Source organism: Caulobacter sp. (assembly GCF_017744445.1).
GTDB lineage: Bacteria > Pseudomonadota > Alphaproteobacteria > Caulobacterales > Caulobacteraceae > Caulobacter.
This window is the reverse complement of record NZ_JAGIBH010000005.1, coordinates 61,162-79,839: the sequence shown is the minus strand read 5'-3', so window position 1 is coordinate 79,839 and position 18,678 is coordinate 61,162. Positions and strand designations below refer to the sequence as shown.

General features: G+C 67.6%; 14 protein-coding genes. 10 read left to right on the top strand and 4 right to left on the bottom strand.

What is annotated here, in order from left to right; genetic code table 11:
- Window positions 1-1,311, bottom strand: coding sequence for an MFS transporter (locus tag J7528_RS08625; RefSeq protein ID WP_291872903.1), 1,311 nt, complete (start codon window positions 1,309-1,311; stop codon window positions 1-3).
- Window positions 1,312-1,487: 176 nt separating this feature from the next.
- Between J7528_RS08625 and J7528_RS08620 the strand changes: the two genes are divergently transcribed.
- From J7528_RS08620 to J7528_RS08585, 8 genes are all read left to right on the top strand, one after another.
- The gene (locus J7528_RS08620) at window positions 1,488-3,761 is read left to right on the top strand and encodes a TonB-dependent receptor (RefSeq protein WP_291872901.1); all 2,274 of its coding nucleotides are present in this window, start codon (window positions 1,488-1,490) and stop codon (window positions 3,759-3,761) included.
- A gap of 9 nt (window positions 3,762-3,770) precedes the next feature.
- Complete coding sequence (locus J7528_RS08615; RefSeq protein ID WP_291872899.1) at window positions 3,771-5,399, top strand: carboxylesterase family protein; 1,629 nt, start codon at window positions 3,771-3,773, stop codon at window positions 5,397-5,399.
- Complete coding sequence (locus J7528_RS08610) at window positions 5,396-6,952, top strand: AMP-binding protein (protein ID WP_291873492.1); 1,557 nt, start codon at window positions 5,396-5,398, stop codon at window positions 6,950-6,952. Before J7528_RS08615 ends, J7528_RS08610 begins: the two co-directional genes overlap by 4 nt.
- 100 nt (window positions 6,953-7,052) lie before the next feature.
- On the top strand, window positions 7,053-7,682 hold the full coding sequence (locus J7528_RS08605; protein WP_291873490.1) for a TetR/AcrR family transcriptional regulator: 630 nt from the start codon (window positions 7,053-7,055) through the stop codon (window positions 7,680-7,682).
- 102 nt (window positions 7,683-7,784) lie between these two features.
- Window positions 7,785-8,678 (top strand): SDR family NAD(P)-dependent oxidoreductase, encoded by an 894-nt coding sequence (locus J7528_RS08600; protein ID WP_291872896.1) that lies wholly within the window; start codon window positions 7,785-7,787, stop codon window positions 8,676-8,678.
- Window positions 8,675-9,850 (top strand): acetyl-CoA C-acyltransferase, encoded by a 1,176-nt coding sequence (locus J7528_RS08595; protein WP_291872894.1) that lies wholly within the window; start codon window positions 8,675-8,677, stop codon window positions 9,848-9,850. Before J7528_RS08600 ends, J7528_RS08595 begins: the two co-directional genes overlap by 4 nt.
- Window positions 9,850-11,031 carry a DUF3089 domain-containing protein gene (locus J7528_RS08590; RefSeq protein WP_291872893.1) on the top strand — a complete coding sequence of 394 codons (1,182 nt, stop codon included), beginning with the start codon at window positions 9,850-9,852 and terminating at the stop codon, window positions 11,029-11,031. The genes J7528_RS08595 and J7528_RS08590 overlap by 1 nt, the downstream gene beginning before the upstream one ends.
- Before the next feature lie 54 nt (window positions 11,032-11,085).
- Entirely contained in the window at window positions 11,086-12,363 is a 1,278-nt protein-coding gene (locus J7528_RS08585; protein WP_291872891.1) for an MFS transporter, read from the top strand.
- Here J7528_RS08585 and J7528_RS08580 read toward each other — a convergent pair.
- Both J7528_RS08580 and J7528_RS08575 read right to left on the bottom strand, forming a co-directional pair.
- Window positions 12,360-13,370 carry a serine hydrolase gene (locus J7528_RS08580; protein ID WP_291872889.1) on the bottom strand — a complete coding sequence of 337 codons (1,011 nt, stop codon included), beginning with the start codon at window positions 13,368-13,370 and terminating at the stop codon, window positions 12,360-12,362. The two genes, J7528_RS08585 and J7528_RS08580, sit on opposite strands and share 4 nt — an antisense overlap.
- An 11-nt stretch (window positions 13,371-13,381) precedes the next feature.
- The gene (locus J7528_RS08575) at window positions 13,382-14,125 is read right to left on the bottom strand and encodes a GntR family transcriptional regulator (protein ID WP_291872887.1); all 744 of its coding nucleotides are present in this window, start codon (window positions 14,123-14,125) and stop codon (window positions 13,382-13,384) included.
- Window positions 14,126-14,354: 229 nt separating this feature from the next.
- Here J7528_RS08575 and J7528_RS08570 point away from each other — a divergent pair, with 229 nt between their 5' ends.
- Together J7528_RS08570 and J7528_RS08565 are read left to right on the top strand one after the other, a co-directional pair.
- Entirely contained in the window at window positions 14,355-16,643 is a 2,289-nt protein-coding gene (locus tag J7528_RS08570) for a TonB-dependent receptor (protein WP_291872886.1), read from the top strand.
- Window positions 16,644-16,654: 11 nt separating this feature from the next.
- Complete coding sequence (locus J7528_RS08565; RefSeq protein WP_291872884.1) at window positions 16,655-17,938, top strand: hypothetical protein; 1,284 nt, start codon at window positions 16,655-16,657, stop codon at window positions 17,936-17,938.
- Here J7528_RS08565 and J7528_RS08560 read toward each other — a convergent pair.
- On the bottom strand, window positions 17,935-18,552 hold the full coding sequence (locus J7528_RS08560; protein ID WP_291872882.1) for a glutathione S-transferase family protein: 618 nt from the start codon (window positions 18,550-18,552) through the stop codon (window positions 17,935-17,937). The genes J7528_RS08565 and J7528_RS08560 overlap by 4 nt on opposite strands.
- Between the last annotated feature and the right edge of the window lie 126 nt (window positions 18,553-18,678).

The window sequence follows — 18,678 nt, the reverse complement described above, 5'->3', positions numbered from 1 at the left end:
CTAGGCCTGCTCGGCCCGGCGGAAGATCCGGGCCAACCACAGGAACAGGCCGATCGCCAGCACGTAGAACGGCGTCAGCGTGTAGAGCGCCATCTGCAGCGAGTTGTGCGGATGGCTGGCTTTGAAGAAGTCGCTGGCCGCGCCGACATAGGTCGGACCCAAACCGAGTCCAATGAAGTTCATGACCAGCAGCAGCAGGGCGCCAGACATCACCCGCTGTTCGGGCCGAACCTCTTCCTGGACCAGCGCTACCGACGAGGACAGATAGAAGTAGTTCAGGAAGGTCGGGCCGATCAGGAAGGCCAGGGCCAGCGGCCAGGTCGGGGCCCAGACGAAGCCCAGATAGAAAGGGATCGCCAGGGTCAGCGAGATGACCGGGGCCAGGGCGTAGACCGTCTTGGACTTGCGGGCGAAGCGGTCGATGACCCGGCCCGAGATATAGATGCCGGCGCTCATGCCGATCCCGACGACCAGGGCATACCAGACGGCCACTTCGCTGAGGGTCATGCCCTTCTCGCGCATCAAAAAGAGGGTGGTGAAGTTGCCCAGGCCGTAGGTCACGAACTGGGTCGCACCGCTGCCCAGCGAGGCCAGCACTAGGGTCGGGCGCGAGAAGAACATCCGCAGGGTCGACCAGAAGCCGGCCTTCTCGATCTTGACCGCCGCGCCGTCCAAGCCGCCGCGCCTGGGCTCCTTGACCAGCAGCGGCAGCACGGCGGCGGCGATGATGCCCACGACGCCCAGGATGATGAAGGCGTAGCGCCAGTTGAAGGCCGCCGCGATCGCCGCGCCGAAGGCGATGCCCAGCGCCGCGCCCACGGGCGGACCCAGGTTGTAGATGCCCAGCGCCGTGCCGCGCCGGCCCGGCGGGAAGTAGTCTGTGATGATCGCGTAGGAGGGCGGCACGCCGCCAGCCTCGCCGAAGCCGACGGTCATCCGGGCGAAGGCGAACTCGCCGTAGCTGCGCGACAGGCCGCAGGCCACGGTCGCCGCACTCCAGATTCCGCAGGCCAGGCTCAGCACCGCCACGCGGTTGGTGCGATCGGCCAGCCAGCCGACCGGGATGGCGATGAAGCAGTAGAACATCGCGAAATACAGGCCACCGATCAGGCCGAGCTGACTGTCGGAAACGTGCAGCGTGTCCTGGATGGGCTTGGCCAGGATCGACATCAGCTGCCGGTCCAGGAAATTCAGGACATAGACGAACCACAGCATGCCCAGCACAAGCCACGCGCGGCCGCTCGGATTGGGGTGAGGGTGGTCTGGACGCGCGGATAGAGCCGCGGCGCCATCGCGCTCGAGGTCGTTCAAGGTTTCCTCCCAGCTGCCCGTTCTCGAGCTTTGCCTACGCGGAGGATGACCTCAATCCTGATCGTTCGTCAATATTCACACGCGTGTGAGTGAGTGTTGACAGCGGCGCGGATCACCGCCACCGTAACCCCACAACGTCGACGCAAACGATCGACGCTCACTGGGGAGTGAACGCCATGAAGGTTGGGCTGTTTGCGTCGGCGTGCGCCGTCGCGCTCGTCGCGTTTTCGACAACACCGGTGCTGGCCCAGACGGCTAGCGCGGATCAGGGGAGGGGCGACCGCAAGGACGCCGAACTGGTGGGAGAAGTCGTCGTCACCGCCACCCGCCGTCCCGAGAAGCTGCAGGACGTGCCGCTCAGCGTCACCGCCTTCGACCAGAAGGAGCTGACCGCCAAGGGCATTGTCGGCTACGAGGGCCTGGCCCGCCAGACGCCGGGTGTGGTGCTGAACCGCGCCACCGCCAACTTCAACAATTTCACGGCTCGCGGCATCGCCACCAACGGCTATGGCGCCAACCTGCAGAGCACGGTCGCCGTCTATATCGACGAGCTGCCGATCTCGACGATCGGCAACACCACGGTGCTGGACCCCAACCTGTTCGATGTCGAGCGGGTCGAGTTCCTGCGGGGGCCGCAAGGCACGCTGTTCGGCTCGGGTTCGCTGTCGGGCGCGCTGCGTATCCTGACCAAGGCCCCGAACCTCTCCAGCCGCGAAGGCGCGGTCCTGGCGGACGTTGGCCTGACGGGCTCGGACTCGGTGCGCCAGCGCTACAACGGCATGTTCAACATGCCGATCATCGAGGACAAGCTGGCCCTGCGCGTCGTCGGCTTCTACCGGCATGAGGAAGGCTATCTCGATAATGTCGGCACCGGCGTCCACAACTCCAACACCCTGGTCGACTGGGGCGGCCGCGCGACGCTGCTGTACAAGCCCAACGATCGCCTGACGGTAAAGGGGACGTTCTCGTACGAGGACAGCAACCCCAAGGACTCGTCGATGATCAGCCCGTCCCTGGGCCGCGAGAAGCGGATCTCGGACCGGCCGGACCTGTTCGTCGGCAAGCTGCGCACTCACAACGTCACGATCGACTACCAGTTCGACGGCGCGCGCCTGACCAGCTCGTCGACCTATTCGAAGTTCGACCAGAAGTTCTTTGTCGACCTGGCCGGCACCTTCGGCGGCGCGATCGCCTTCGCGCTGGACGCCGGCGGCTTCCAGAAGACCTTCGTCGAGGAGGCGCGCCTGGCGTCCGATCCGGGCGGCAAGGTCGACTGGGTGGTCGGCGGCTTCTACATGGATCGCCGGCTGGACGTGGACTACTTCTACCGCTCCAACCCGGCCTTCCTGATCGCGCGCGGCATCACCGGTCTGCCGGACGAGTACTATCAGCGCCAGTACACCCACTTCCTGTCGCACGAGAAGGCGGCGTTCGGTCAGCTGACCTATCGCTTCAGCGACAAGGTCTGGGCGACTGGCGGCATCCGTTATGGCAAGGTCGACAGCCAAGGCTTCACCGAGGCCGGCGGCTATACCAGCGCCTATCTGACCAACGCCCTGCTGGGCATCCGAGGGCCGCTGGCCCTGACCCCGTTCGCGGCGGCCACGGGCGTCAAGGCGACCGGCAGCAAGCCGTCGTTCAAGGTTAGCCTGTCGTACAAGCCGTCGTCGGCCCTGACGACCTATGCCACGGTCTCGACGGGCTTCCGCACGCCGGTGGTCAACGGCTTTGCCGGCCGGCCCAGCCTGGTCAATCCCAACGACCTGATCATCCCGAACGGCGCCTCATCGGACGACCTGACCAACTACGAGCTGGGCGCCAAGGGCCGGTTCCTGAACGGGCTGGTCTCGGCCAATGTCGCCGTCTACCTGATCGACTGGAGCAACATCCAGGTCCAGGCCAACCGCGTCTCCGACAGCGTCCAGTTCGCCACCAACATCGGCGCGGCGCGCAGCAAGGGCATCGAGCTGGAGCTGCTGGCCTTCCCGGCCAAGGGCCTGACCATCGGCCTGAACGGCTCGCTGAACGAGGCCAAGGTCACCGATCTGACTCCGGCCGAGGCGGCGATCTCGGGTGCGGTCGCCGGCGCGCGCTTGGCCTCTCCGAAGGTGCAGGGCTCGCTGTTCGTCAACTACGGCTGGGACCTGACGCCGACGGCCAAGGCCAACCTGTCGGTCGCGCTGCAGCACGTCGGCTCGTATCCGGGCTCGTTCCCGCACGTCCCGGGCCAGCCGACCGTGACCAGCCCGACCTACGGCTTCACGGACTCGTACCAGAACGTCAACGCCACCTTCGCCGTGGCCATGGGCCAGACGACGATCGGGGCCTATGTCGAGAACCTCTTCGACGACCACTCCATCACCTATGTCCACCCCGAGGCCTTCCTCGCCAGCCGGTTCGCGACCATGCGACCGCGCACGGCCGGGGTGCGGCTGGGCTATGCGTTCTAAGGGCGGGTGATGAGCAAGCGTCTCCTCGTTTCGGCCTTGGCGGTCCTGGCCCTCTCACCGGTCGCCGCCTCCGCTGAGCCCGTCATCAAGGCCCCGGCCGGCGCCGTTCGCGGCGTCGAGGCGGGTGGCCTTCAGGTGTTCAAGGGCATCCCGTACGCGGCCCCGCCCGTCGGCGCGTTGCGCTGGAAACCGCCGGTCGCCGCGCCGGGCTGGACGGGCGTGCGCGACGCGCTCGACTTCGGCCCGGCCTGCCTGCAGCCCAAGCCGCGCCCGGGCAGCATCTACGCCTCGCCGCTGAAGACCTTCAGCGAGGACTGCCTGTCGCTGAACGTCTGGACGCCCGACAAGGCCAAGAAAGCTCCGGTCCTCGTCTGGATCCACGGCGGCTCGCTGATCGCAGGCTCCAGCGCCGAGGGCATGTACGACGGCGCGGCCTTGGCCAAGCAGGGCGTCGTGGTCGTCTCGATCAACTACCGCCTGGGCGTGCTGGGCTACATGGCCCATCCCGAGCTCAGCGCGGAGTCGCCCGATCATGTCTCGGGCAATTACGGCCTGCTGGACCAGATCGCGGCCTTGAAGTGGGTGAAGGCCAATATCGCCGCTTTCGGGGGCGATCCCGGCAACGTCACCATCGCCGGGGAGTCCGCCGGGGCGCTCAGCGTCATGTACCTGATGGCCTCGCCACCGGCGCGCGGGCTGTTCCACAAGGCCATAGCCCAGAGCGCCTACATGGTCTCGACGCCGATGCTGCGCGACCCGAAGTACGGCCATATCCCGGCCGAGGCCATGGGCGCGGCCACCGCCGCCAAGCTGGGCGCCAAGAGCCTGGCCGAGCTGCGGGCGATGGATGCCGAGACCATCACCACCTCGGCGCTGCTGGCCGGCTTCCAGACCTTCGGCGCGGTGGACGGCAAGGTTCTGCCCAAACAGCTGGTCGACACGTTCGACGCCGGCGAGCAGGCCCACGTGCCGGTCCTGGCCGGCTTCAACAGTGGCGAGATCCGCTCGCTGCGGTTCCTGGCTCCGCCGGCCCCGGCCGATGCGGCGGCCTACGAGAAGGAAATCCGCGCCCGCTATGGCGACCTCGCGGACGACTTCCTGAAGCTCTATCCGTCTACGGACGTTGCCGAGAGCGTGCTCCTGGCCCCGCGCGACGCCCTCTATGGCTGGACCGCCGAGCGGCTGGTCGCCAAGCAGGCGGCCGGTTCACCGGGCTACCTCTACTACTTCGACCACGGCTATCCGGCGGCCGAGACGGCGGGCCTGCACGGCTTCCATGCCAGCGAGCTGCCGTATGTCTTCGGCACGCCCGACAAGACGCCGCCCGCCTGGCCCAAGAACCCCGACACGCCCGCCGAGGCCAAGCTGTCGGCGGCGATGATCGGCTACTGGACGTCGTTCGCCCGCGATGGCGTTCCGTCGGCCAAGGGCGAGCCCGCCTGGAAGCCTTACGGGACGACCCGCGCCTACATGGCCTTCGTCGAAGGTCCCCAGCCCGGCGCGCACCTGCGTCCGGGCATGTACGAACTCAACGAGACCGTGATGTGCCGACGCCGCGCCCAGGGCGACACGCCCTGGATCTGGAACGTCGGCGTGGTCTCGCCCCCAATGCCTCCCGGAGTTACCCAGTGTCGATGATTGACGGCGAGATGCAGGCCTTCGCCCTGACGCTCGAAAAGTTCCTAGACCACGCCGCCAAGTGGCGATCGAACGCAGAGGTGGTGACCAGCCGCGAGGACGGGCGGATCGATCGGATTACCTATGCGGACCTGCGCGACCGGGCTCTGCGGGTCTCGTCGGTGCTGGACGGCCTGGGCGTGAAGGCCGGCCATCGGGTCGCGACCCTGGCCTGGAACAGCCAGGACCACGTCGAGGTCTGGTTCGCGATCATGGGCATGGGCGCGGTTTGCCACACGCTGAATCCGCGCCTGACCGCTGAGCAACTGGCCTCGATGGTCATCCATTCGGAAGCGCAGATCCTGATCGCCTCGGCCGACCTAGCGCCGCTGGCCCGCAAGATCATGGACGGCGCGCCCGGCGTGACGAAGCTGCTGGTTATCGACGGCGAGGCGCCCGAGAGCCAGACCTTGGCGCCGCTGGTCGACGCCGAGACCCGCCATGCGATCTGGGGCCAGTTCGACGAGACCGCGCCGTGCGGCCTATGCTTCACCTCGGGCACCACCGGCGCGCCCAAGGGCGTGACCTACACCCACCGCTCCAGCTACCTGCACACCCTGCGGATCCTGCAGGTCGACGGCATGGCGATCTCGGGCGCCGACGCGGTGCTGGCGGTGGTGCCGATGTTCCACGCCAACGCCTGGGGTCTTCCGTTCGCGACGCCGGCGGTCGGGGCCAAGCTCGTCCTGCCCGGACGCAATGCCGACGGCGCCAGCCTGGCGCGCCTGATCGCCGCCGAGAACGTCACGGTCTGCGTCGGCGTGCCGACTGTCTGGCTGGGCCTGATAGAGCACCTGGAAGCGACCGGCGAAAAGTTGCCGTCGCTGAAGCGGATCATCGTCGGCGGCGCGCCGATGCCGCCGGCTCTGATGGAGCGGATCGAGCAGCGCCTGGGCGTCCGCGTCCAGACAAGTTGGGGCATGACCGAGCTGTCGCCCTGCGGAACCCTGGCGCCGCTGAGCGCCCCGGCCGAGGCGGCTGTGTCTGGTCGTCCGGCGGTGGGCGTCGACCTTCTGCTGACCGATGCCGACGGCGTGGCCTTGCCGCGGCAGCGCGACGTCGAAGGTCACCTGCGCGTGCGCGGAACCTCGGTGATCGAGCGCTATTTCGGCTTCGAGACCTCGGCCACCGACGCCAACGGCTGGTTCGCCACCGGCGACCTGGCCCGTATCGACGCCGAGGGCAATCTGATCATCACCGGTCGCGCCAAGGACCTGATCAAGTCCGGCGGCGAATGGATCAATCCGGCCGAGATCGAGGCGGTGGTCTGCGCTCTGCCGGAAGTGTCCCTGGCCGCAGTGATCGGCCGCACCCATCCCAAATGGGGCGAGCGGCCCATCCTGCTGGTCGAGACGCAAGGGCAGGTCAGCGACGAAGTGCTGCTGGCCTCGCTGAAGGGCAAGGTGGCGTCGTGGTGGATCCCAGATGCGGTTTTCCGCCTGGACCGCATGCCTCTGGCGTCGACCGGCAAGATCGACAAAATTCGGCTGAGGACGGAGTACGGGGCCGGCTGACGCGCCGTCCGCCGACCCGCCCGTGAAATCGATGGAAGCCTCAGTGTCCGAAGCCCAACCGCGCCGCCGCAACACCAAGGCCGAACAGCGCGCCGAGAAGATGGAGCAGATCCTCGACGCGGCCGAATACCTGTTCTCCAAGCACGGGCTGCACGGCGTCACGCTGAAGGACGTCGCCAAGATGGTCGGCGTGCACCACACGCTGATGAACTACTACTTCGACGACAAGAAGACCCTGTTCGACGCGGTCTTCGCACGTCGGGCGGTGATCACCAGCGAGCGGCGGATGCGGGCGCTGGAGGACTATGAGGCCGCCTGCGCCGGCAAACCAACGGTGGAGGGCGCCCTGCGCGCCTTCCTCGACACCGACCTGGACCTCTACATCGAAGGCGGGGAGGGCTGGAAGAACTACGCCGCCCTCGGCGCCCAGGTGGCCAACACGCCTGAGTGGGGCGCGGACTTGATGGACCAGCACTTCGACCCGGTGGTGCTGAGGCTGATCGATCTGCTGAAGCGGGCGCTGCCCGACTGCGCCGAGGCCGACATTTTCTGGGGCTACCACTTCGTCACCGGGGCGCTGATGCTGACCCTGGCCAGGACAGGGCGGATCGACAAGCTGTCGGGTGGGGTCTGCCGGTCCGACGACTTCCACGCCGTGAAGGAACGGATGGCCGCGTTCATGGCCGCCGGTTTCCTGCAGGTCTGCGGCCGCAAGGGGGCGTCCGCCTAGACACCGGGCGCTTCCGCTGGCGGAGTCTTATTCAAAACATTCACTGTCGAGTTAGTGAAGAATTGTGCGAACCTTGGTTCGCGAAACAAGAAGGGGATTTCCATGTTGCTCGAAGGACGTGTCGCCATCGTCACCGGGGCGGGCGGCGGCCTGGGTCGCGCCCATGCGCTGTACCTGGCCAGCCAGGGGGCCAAGGTGGTCGTCAACGACCTGGCCCAAGAAGCGGCCGACCGTGTCGCCGCGGAGATCGCGGCCCAGGGCGGCGCGGCGATCGGCGTGGCCGCCTCGGTCACCGACGAAGCTGCCGTCAACGCGATGGTCGAGCAGGTGGTGGCCCGCTGGGGCCGCGTCGACATCCTGATCAGCAATGCCGGCATCCTGCGCGACAAGACCTTCGCCAAGATGAGCCTGGACGACTTCCGCCTGGTGGTCGACGTGCACCTGATGGGGGCGGCGGTCTGCGCCAAGGCCGTCTGGGGCATTATGCGCGAGCAGGGCTACGGCCGCATCGTCATGACCACCTCGTCCTCTGGCCTGTACGGCAATTTCGGCCAAGCCAACTACGGCGCGGCCAAGATGGCGCTGGTGGGCCTGATGCAGACCCTGGCCATCGAGGGCGAGAAGTACAATGTGCGGGTCAATTGCCTGGCCCCGACGGCGGCCACGGGCATGACCGAAGGCGTGCTGTCGGAAGAGAGCCTGCAGCGCCTGAACCCGGCCCTGGTCAGCCCGGGCCTGCTGGCCCTGGTCGCCGAAGACGCCCCGACCCGCGCCATCCTGTGCGCCGGCGCCGGCCACTTCGCCACGGCTAACATCACCCTGACCGAAGGCCGCTACATCGGCGGCGTCGCCGACGCGGGCGAGCAGGTGATCCGCCTGTGGGACGGCGTCGCCGACCGCAAGGACGATATCGTGCCGGCCTACGGCTTCACCCAGGCCGAGCGCGAAGTCGCCAGCGCCGGCCTGATGAGCAAGGTTGCGGGAGGCCGCGCATGACGCGCCACGCCGTCATTGTCTCCACGGCGCGCACGCCGATCGGCCGCGCCTATCGCGGGGCCTTCAACGACACCCCGTCGCCGACCCTGGCCGCCCACGCCCTGACCCACGCGGTCCAGCGCGCGGGCGTGGATCCGGCGGAGGTCGAGGACTGCATCCTCGGCTGCTCGCTGCCGCAGGGTTACCAGGCGACCATCGGCCGGATGGCGGCGCTGCGGGCTGATTTCCCGGTCGAGGTTCCCGGCATGACCATGGATCGCCAGTGCTCGTCGGGCCTGATGACCATCGCCACGGCCGCCAAGCAGATCATCGTCGACCGCATGGATGTCATCGTCGCCGGCGGCGTGGAGTCGATCTCGCTGGTCCAGACGCCGGAGCTGCGGGTCGACCAGGACCCCGGCCTGCTGGCCCTGCACGCCGACGCTTACATGCCGATGCTGGACACGGCCGAGACGGTCGCGGCCCGCTACGGCGTCACGCGCGAGGCGTGCGACGTCTATTCGGCGGCCTCGCAGTATCGCGCCGCGGCGGCCCAGGAGACCGGCCGGTTCGCTGATGAACTCGTGCCGATGACGGCGACCATGAAGGTGGTCGACAAGGTCACCCAGGATGTCTCGCATCGCGAGGTCACGCTGGATCGCGACGAGGGCGTGCGCCCCGAAACGAACCTGGAGGGCCTCGCCGCGCTCAAGGCCGTACGGCCGGGCGGCGTGGTCACGGCGGGCAACGCCAGCCAGCTGTCTGATGGCGCCTCGGCCTGCGTGGTCATGGAGGCTGGCCTGGCCGAGACGCGCGGTCTGGCGCCGCTGGGCCGCTATGTCGGCATGGCGGTCGCCGGGACCAAGCCCGACGAGATGGGCATCGGTCCGGTCTTCGCCATCCCCAAGCTGCTGGAGCGCTTCGATCTCTCGATCGACGATATCGGCCTGTGGGAGCTGAACGAGGCCTTCGCCTGTCAGGTCGTCTATTGCCGCGACCGCCTCGGCATTCCCGACGAGCTGTTGAACGTCAACGGCGGCGCGATCGCCATGGGCCACCCGTACGGCATGTCGGGCTCGCGTCTGGTCGGCCACGCCCTGATCGAGGGCAAGCGGCGCGGCGCCAAGCACGTTGTCGTCACCATGTGCGTTGGCGGCGGCATGGGCGCGGCCGGACTGTTCGAGGTCCTGTGATGCGGTGGCTGCTTGGGCTGGCGGCGCTGGCCGTTCTGCATGGCGGGGGCGCCCTGGCCTGGGCGCCCGATCCTACGGTCGCTCATGCCGACTACGCCGACCCGGCGCTATGGCTGTGCCGGCCGGACCTGCAAGACAACCGCTGCAAGGTGGACCTCGATGCGACCGTCATCGCGCCTAGCGGTAAGATGACGGTCGAGCGATATGCTCCGGCCAAGGATCCCAAGGTCGACTGCTTCTTCATCTATCCGACCGTGTCTAACGATCCGGGCTGGATCTCGGACTTCGAGGCCAATGCCGACGAGTGGGACGACATCCGGCTGCAGTTCGCCCGCTTCGGATCGGTTTGTCGCCAGTTCGCGCCGATCTACCGCCAGGGCACGTTGCGTCGGCTGCGCTATCCCGGCGGCGGCCCCAAGCCTGTCGGTGAACAGCCGCCTCCAGGGATTGGTGGCTATGCCGACGTGCTGGACGCCTGGAACTGGTATCTGGCGCACGAGAACAAGGGCCGGGGCGTGGTCCTGATCGGCCACAGCCAGGGCACGGTCATGCTGACCAAACTTCTGGCCGAGGAGATCGACGGCAAGCCGATGCAGAAGCAGTTGGTCTCGGCCCTGTTGATGGGGGGGCTGGTGACGGTCCCGCCTGGCCAGGACGTAGGCGGTTCGTTCAAGGCGACGCCGCTGTGCCGGGCCGCGAACCAGCTGGGTTGCGTGATCGCTTACGTCACCTTCCGCGACCGCTTGCCACCACCGGAAGCTTCTCGCTTCGGCCGGGCCCGCGATGGACTGCGGGCGGCCTGCGTCAGCCCGGCCAGCCTGGCCGGCGGCAAGGGGCAGCCGGAATCGTATTTCGTCACGAAGGGCTTCCTGAACGGCTCGGGCGGCGACATTCCACCGGAATGGGTGCGTCCCGCGCGGCCGATCGGCACGTTCTTCGTCAAGACGCCGGGCCTGATCACCACTGAATGCGTCCGCGAGGGCGAGTTTGACTATCTTGCTCTGCACGTGAACGCCGATCCAAAGGATCCGCGCACCGACGAGCTGGGCGGCCAGATCATTCGCAAGACCGGCGTCGATCTGTCGTGGGGGCTGCACCTGATCGATGTCGACCACTCGATCGGCACGCTGACCCGTATCGTCGGTCGGCAGGCCCGAGCCTACGAGGCTCGCGCGAACTAGGTCGACCACCAAAGTCGCAACAAGGCGCGCCGCCAGAGCGCGAGGGAGGAAACCATGGCCCGTCAGAGGTCGCCTTCGGGTTCGTCGATCATCAAGATCGCGGTGACGGCTTCGGCTGGCGCGGCGATCGAGTGGTACGACTTCTTCATCTACGGGACCGCTGCGGCGCTGGTGTTTCCCAAGCTGTTCTTCCCCGCCGACCTGCCACCGTTCGTGGCCCAGATCGCGGCGTTCAGCACCTTCGCGGTTGGGTTCCTGGCCCGGCCGATCGGCGGGCTGCTGTTCGGCCACTTCGGCGACTTGTTCGGCCGCAAGCGGGCTTTGGCCGTCGCTCTGCTGATCATGGGGGCGGCGACGACCTGCGTGGGCCTGCTGCCGACCTATGCGACGGCGGGCGTGTGGGCGCCGCTGCTGTTGGTGCTCTTGCGTTTCGTCCAGGGCTTGGCCGTGGGCGGGCAGTGGGGCGGGGCGGCCTTGCTGGCGATCGAGAGCGCGCCGGACGGCAAGCAGGGCTTCTATGGCAGCTTCGTGCAGATCGGCGTGCCGCTGGGCGTGGTGCTGGCCAATGTCGTCTTCCTGCTGGCCGGCCTGTTGCTGCCGGCCGACCACTTCCTGGATTGGGGCTGGCGCGTTCCGTTCCTGCTGAGCGTGGCCCTGGTGCTGATCGGACTCTACGTCCAGTTCGTGCTGGAGGAGCCTCATGCCCCCAAGGTCGAGACCGGCCAGCCCAAGGCTCCGCCGCTGGTGCGGATCCTGAAGGAGCATCTGGGCGACGTCCTGTTGGCTGGCGGCGCGTTCGTGGCCAACAATGTCTGCTTCTACGTCGCCATCACCTATGCCGTGGCCTACGGCGCGACCACCGTCGGGGTCGCCAAGGAGACCATGCTGTCGGCGGTGATGATCGGCAGCGTGGTCATGGTGCCGGTCCTGATCGCCTGTGGCGCGGCGTCGGACCGCTACGGGCGGCGCGGGATCTTCATGCTCGGCGCGGTGCTGTGCGGCCTGTGGGCCTTCGCCATGTTCCCGCTGATCGACACCGGTTCGCCGCTGCTGATCACCGCGGCGATCTCGGTGGCGCTGGTGCTGATCAGCCTGATGTACGGGCCCCAGGCGGCGCTGTTCGCCGAGCTGTTCCCGGTGGAGGTGCGTTATTCCGGCGCCTCGCTGGGCTACCAGATCGGCTCGGTGTTTGGCGGCGGCTTCGCGCCGATCATCGCCACGGCGCTGTTCGAGCGCTTCAAATCCAGCGGGTCGATCGCGATCTACATGGCCGCCATGTGCCTGGTCTCGCTGGTCAGCACGTGGATGCTAGCGCGCCGGGCGGCACGCTAGCCGAGGGCCTTGGCCAGCCTCAGCCACAGCTGCTGGTCGAAGTCCTTGTCCGTCGCCGCTTGGCCTGTGCGCACGACCACCAGCTTGCGACTGGGCACGACATAGAGGCGGCGGTCCATGAAGCCGAGGGCGGCGACCAGGTCGGCCGGGGCGGCGGGGATCAGCTGGCCCGGCGTGCGGACGCCGCCGCTCTTGATGGTCTCCGACCCGCCGTTCAGCCACCACAGGCGGCCGTAGGATGGATTGGTCGCCGAGCGCTCGAACAGCGACTTCAAGGCCGCCTCCGAGACGATGCGGTGGCCATCCTTGGCCTTGCCGCCATCCAGCACAATTTGGCCGAAGATGGCGGTGTCGCGCGGCGTGGTGACCAGGCCCGTGGCGTTGCCGACATTGCCCATGGCGGCCGGGCGCTGGCGCCAGGCGGTGTTGCTCATGCCGGCGGGGGCCGTCAGCCAGTCGCGAGTGATCGTTTCCAGCGAGGCCTTGGCCGCCGCCGCGACCACCTGCTTGGTCATGGCGTAGACGGGCGTGTTGTAGAAGAACCGGTCGCCGGGCGGAGCGACGAAAGCAAAGCCCTCGTTCAGGCCCGAGGACATGGTCAGCAGGTGGATCACCCGGATCGCCTGCTCCTGCTCGGGCGAGGCCTTGGACCAGCCCTTGCCGAGGTAGTCCGAGACCGGCTTGTCGACGTCGATCAGGCCCTTGTCGATGGCTACCGCCACCAGCATGGCCACGAAGCTCTTCTGCTGTGAGGCGACGTCCTCCAGCAGCGCGCCGTCGGAGGCGGTCCCGTAGGTAAAAGCCTGGCGGAAGGTGTCGGCGTCGGCGGGCAGGGGCCAGTTCTTCTCGACCAGGCTCTTACGGTCCTGGACGATCAGGAAGCCGGTGGTGTTCTGAGCCCGCACGTAGTCCAGCACCGGCTGGAGGTCCGGCGCGGCCTGGGCCGGGGAGGTGGCCAGGACGCCCGCGCCGGCGAGCAGGGTGCGTCGGGAGATCGCGAGCGTCATGTCGGTGTCCTTCAGGCCTTGCGCGCGGGGGCGGGCCGGATGTCGTCGGTCGGCATTAGGCCGTGGCCGCGCGAGATCATCAGCCGCATAGCCTCGTTCTGCATGTGGTAGAGGATGTTGCGGGCGCCCTCGGCGGCCATGGCGCCGTCGCGCTTGGCCAGGCCCGCGCGCACCACGCGCCAGTGGTTGAACGGCGCGCCGCCGGTGCTTTCGGCCAGGCTGACATAGGAATAGTGCCAGCGCGTCTTGCGGCGGATGGACTCGATCATCCGTTGGGCGTCGGCGCTGGACACGCTGGCCAAGCGGCTGAAGATCACTTCGCTTTGATGGATCAGATCCTCGGCCGAAGCGCCGCTCTCTGATGCCTTAAGCAAGGTGTCGACCAGTTCCAGCGTCTCGGCCATGTGCTTGGGCGTGGCGCGAATGCAGGCGAAGCGGGCGGCGCAGCCATAGAGCGCGGCGCGCACCTCGTAGAGGTCGAACACCTCCTGCACCGTCGTGGCCGCGACATAGGCTCCGCGGTTCTCCTCGATCACCACCAAACCGTCGTCGGCCAGGATGCGCAGCGCCTTGCGGGCGATCGAGCGGCCAACCCCGAACTCGTTGCAGATCCGAGCCTCGCGCAGCCACTCCCCTGGGGAGATGACGTCGTCCTGGATCTGGCGACGCAGCGAGGCCGCCAGTTCGACAGCGCCGGGCGGGTCTTGAGCTTCAGGCATGGAGACGAGGGCCTCAGGAAAAACGGTGACGGTCATTCTGGCGCTTCGAATGGGATCCGGAAAGTCGGACTGGATTAAACCCTACGGCATTGATAGAAATTAGGATCAGCGATCCAGAGAATATTGTTCAACAATCTATCTGGCATCGTCGTACCGTCCATGTATCCTTTTTATCAACGGCGCGCAAAAGCGTCAGAAGGAGGGGGGTATGCGACAGCTATTTTTGTCCGCAGCGTCAATTTCGCTCGCGGTTGCATCTTCGGCGATGGCCCAAACGGCGAACTCGTCGAGCAAGGCGCCGGACACCATCCAGGCGATCGAGGAGATCGTCGTCACCGCCCAGCGCAAGGAAGAGAGCCTCAAGGACGTTCCGGCGACGATCTCGGCCGTGACCGCCGAGCAACTGGAGGCCATGGGGCCGACCACCAGCACAGGCGACCTGCTGCGCACCATGCCGGGCGTGCGGTTCAACGACCTGCAGTCCAACAATCTCAGCGAAATCTCGATCCGGGGCTCGGGCACCCAGCGCGCCACGGGCGCGGACTCAGGGGTGGGCCTGTTCGTCAATGGCGCCTATGTGGGCTCCAGCACCCTGGGCGGCCGCAACTTCCGCCACATGGACTATTTCGACCTCGAGCGGGTCGAGGTGCTGGAAGGGCCGCAGGGTGCGCTGTACGGGCGCAATTCCGAATACGGCGTGGTCAACATCGTCTCGGCCAAGCCGAAGTTCAACGACAGCGGCTATGTCAGCGCCAACTACACCGGCGATCTGCAGCAGACCAAGCTGACCGCCGTGATCAACGAGAAGGTCACCGACGAGGTCGCCGTCCGGGTCGGCGTCCAGGGCATTAGCCAGGGCAAGGGGTTCTTCTACAATCCCAACAGCGACAAGTACTACGACCACACCGATGGCTGGATCTTCCGCGGTCAGGTCCGCTACCGCAAAGGCCCGCTGGACGTCACCTTCCTGGTCGACGCCCAGGACCTGAACCTGCCAAGCTTCCTCAACACCTATGTGCTGCCGCCAGGCGTCAATACGGCGATCCCGCAGGGGCTGACCCAGGATCGCTTCGTGATCCCGCACGATGGCAAGGACGGCGTCCACCAGCAAGCCCAGCGGGCCATGATCCTGGCCGACTACGACCTGGGCTGGGGCAAGCTGACCTCGACCACCATGGCCACCCACTGGATCTCGCGCCAGGACTACGCGGCGGCGATCGACTTCGCCAAGGAGTCCGAGCTGCAGCGAAGCGGCCAGCTGGGCCTGTATCCTTTTGGCCAGACCTCGACGGTGGCCAAGGACCGCACCTTCTACCAGGACGTCCACCTGGCCGGGCAGGCGCTGAACGGCAGCGTCGACTGGCTGGCGGGCGCCGACTACCTGATCCAGCACGACCTGAACGGCACGGACTCGGCGACCTCGCCCTGTACGTTCCGCCTGGGCGCGGGCATCTGCGCCGGCACGCCCAGCCAGCCGCAGTGCTTCCTGCCGACGCCGACCTCGACGGCCTGTCCGGCGATCTTCCCGGCCGCCTTCGGCACCTCGGCCCGCGCGCCGCTGCGCAACGAGTCGATCTCGGGCTACGGCCTAGTCCGCTACCGCACCGGCAACTTCACCTTCGCCGGCGAGCTGCGTTATTCGCACGACAAGAAGAAGGCCAGCCAGGAGACGGTGCTGCTGTACACCAGCACCCCGGCCTCGCCGCGCGCGGCCTATGTGTTCGGGGCCGAGCGGACGAACTACACCCTGACGGCCAGCTATCGGATCCCGGGCCCGATGCAGTCGCTGGTCTACGCCAAGGTCGGCACCGGCTATCGCGCCGGCGGCGTCAACGCCCGCACCTCGTCGCCGGCCGCGCCGAACCCGTTCCGCTCGACCTACGACAACGAGGACACGACCAGCTACGAGGTCGGTTTCAAGGGCAACCTGGCGCGGAACATCTATCTGCGCCTGGCGACCTATCGCTCGACGACCGACAACGCGATCACGTCGATCACCGACGGCTGCACCGTGCTGAACGCCTGCCAGCGGGCCGGGACGATCTTCAACATCAATGGCGGCACGGTCCACGCGCGCGGCGTCTCGGCGGCGGTCGATGGTCGCTTCCATGTCGCCGACGGCCTGCTCAGCCTGAGCCTGAACGGCGCCCGCCAGCGGGCCCGCTATTTGGAGACGCCGAACAACTATTCGGGTCTGCCCGTGGTCGGCTCGTCGGTCGCCCAGATCCCGAAATGGACGGCCTCGGCCACGGTCGACTACCGCCGTCGCATCACCGAGAAGGTCACGGGCTTTGGCAACGTCACCTACAACGCCCAGGACGGCGGGGTGCAGGACACGGTGACGGTGGCGACGCCGGCCATCTATCTGCGGCCGGTCGACCTGATCAGCCTGCGGGCCGGGGTCGATATCGGCAAGATCCAGGCGGCGGTGTTCATCCAGAACCTGGCCGACAAGACCATCGCCCTCCTACAGTTCCAGAACGCCGGCGCTCCGCTGGCCAATCGCTACAACGCGCCCCGGACTATCGGGGCCAACATCACCTACCGCTGGTAAGGGAGATCGGCATGAAGACGTCGCGGCGGGATCTTCTGGTGGGGGCGGGCGTGCTCGCGGCGGCGTCTCAGGCGCGCGCTGCTCCCGCCGAGACGTTTGACGCGGCCTGGTTCCAGGCCGTGCTCGAGCGGTTCGCCGGCTTCGGGGTGAAGGCCTCTGGCGGGAGGGGCGACATCGCCAGCGGCGCATGGCTCGAGGGCGACCTGACCGCCCTCGGCTATCGCTGCGAACGCCAAGCCTTCGACGTGCCTTTTGCCGAGGTCCGCAAGGCGACCCTGGTCGTCGGCGACAAGTCGGCGACGGTCTTCCCGCAGGCGATCGTCAAGACGACGGGCGCGGACGGTCTGACCCTGCCGATCAAGCCGGCCAGCGCGGGCGGCAGTCTGGAAGGGGCCATCGCCCTGGTCGTGCTGCCGTTCAGTCGCTGGGTCAGCATGGCCCAACCGGCCATCGGCGCGGCTCTAAAAGACGTCTTCGATCGCGGCGCGGCGGCGGCCGTGGTCGTGACCACCGGGCCGACGGGCGAGGTGATCGGCCTCAATGTCAGCCCGTCCGAACCTGGTTTCCAGAAGCCCGTCGTCCTCTTGGCCCCGAAGGACACAGCGCCGTTCGTCGCCGCCGCCAGGGCCGGGGCGACGGCGACCCTGACCGTCGACGCCGAGGTCGGCCTCCGGCAGGCCTACAACCTCGTTGCTCGCCTCAATCGCGGCGCGGCCAAGACCCTGATCGTCACGACGCCGCGCTCGGGCTGGTTCACCTGCACGGCCGAGCGTGGGGCCGGCGTGGCGGTGTGGCTGTCCCTGGCCCATGCCCTGGCGGCGGCCAAACCTGGCGTGAACCTGGAGTTCGTCGCCACCAGCGGCCACGAGTACATCTATCTGGGCGGCGAGCAGTATCTGGAGCACCACGCGCCCAAGCCCGCCGACACCAAGCTGTGGTGCCACATCGGCGCCAGCGCCGCGGCGCGGGACTGGCACGAACTGGCCACCCTGCGGCCTTTGCCCAGCGCTGACAGCCAGCGGGTGCTGACCGCGACGCCGGACCTGATCGCCCCGACCAAGGCCGCCTTCAAGGGGCTGAGCGGCCTGGAGGCGGTCTACGAGGCCAACAAGGCCAATGCCGGCGGCGAGCTGGTGAACGTGATCGAGGCCGGCTACCCCTCGGCGATCGGCCTCTATGGCGGCCACCGCTTCTTCCACACGGCAGGCGACGACATGCGGTGCGTGTCGGGCGATCTGGTCCTGCCGGTGGCCAAGGCCTTCCGGACGGCGATCGACGCGGCGCTGAAGGCCTAGGCTTTCTGCGCCGCCTTGGCGGCGACGAAGCCCGGACGCGCGGCCAGACGCTCCCAATAGGCCGCGACCTCGGGGCTGAACTTGTGAGCGAGGTTCAGGTCGTGGGCCAGCAGCAGGGCGTAGCCGACGCAGATGTCGGCCATGGTGAAGCGTCCGGCGCACAGCCATTCACGGTCGGCCAGGGCGCGGGTCAGGTGGCGCAGGCGCGACAGGAACCACTGGGCGTAGTCGTCGGCGGCCTGCTTCAGCCGGCGCTCCTCGGGCTCCAGCTGGGTGTAGCGCAGCACGATCGTCTGCGGGAACGTCAGGGTCGCCTCGCTGCGGTGCAGCCAGTCCAGCCACAGGCCGTAGTCTGGCTCGTCGACGCCGACAGCCAGCGGCGAGGGGCCGTGGCGTGTCGCCAGGTACTGCGGGATCGCGGCGCTCTCGGTCATCCGCGTGTCGCCGTCGATCATCAGTGGGATAGTGCCCAGCGGGTTCTGCTCCAGATACTCCGGCTGCAGGATGCGGGGCGGGAAGGGCAGCAGGTGCAGGCGATAGGGTAGGCCCATCTCTTCCAGCGCCCATAGCGCGCGGAACGAACGAGCGTCATGACAGTGATAGAGCTCGATCATCCTCGTTCTTCCCCCAATTGCGACCATGCGAGATCGCTAGATGATTGTTGAACAATCATTCCATTATTGATCAACGAAAATCTTGCCGCCGAGGCCAAGCGGCCATACGCTTGTATCAAACAACAA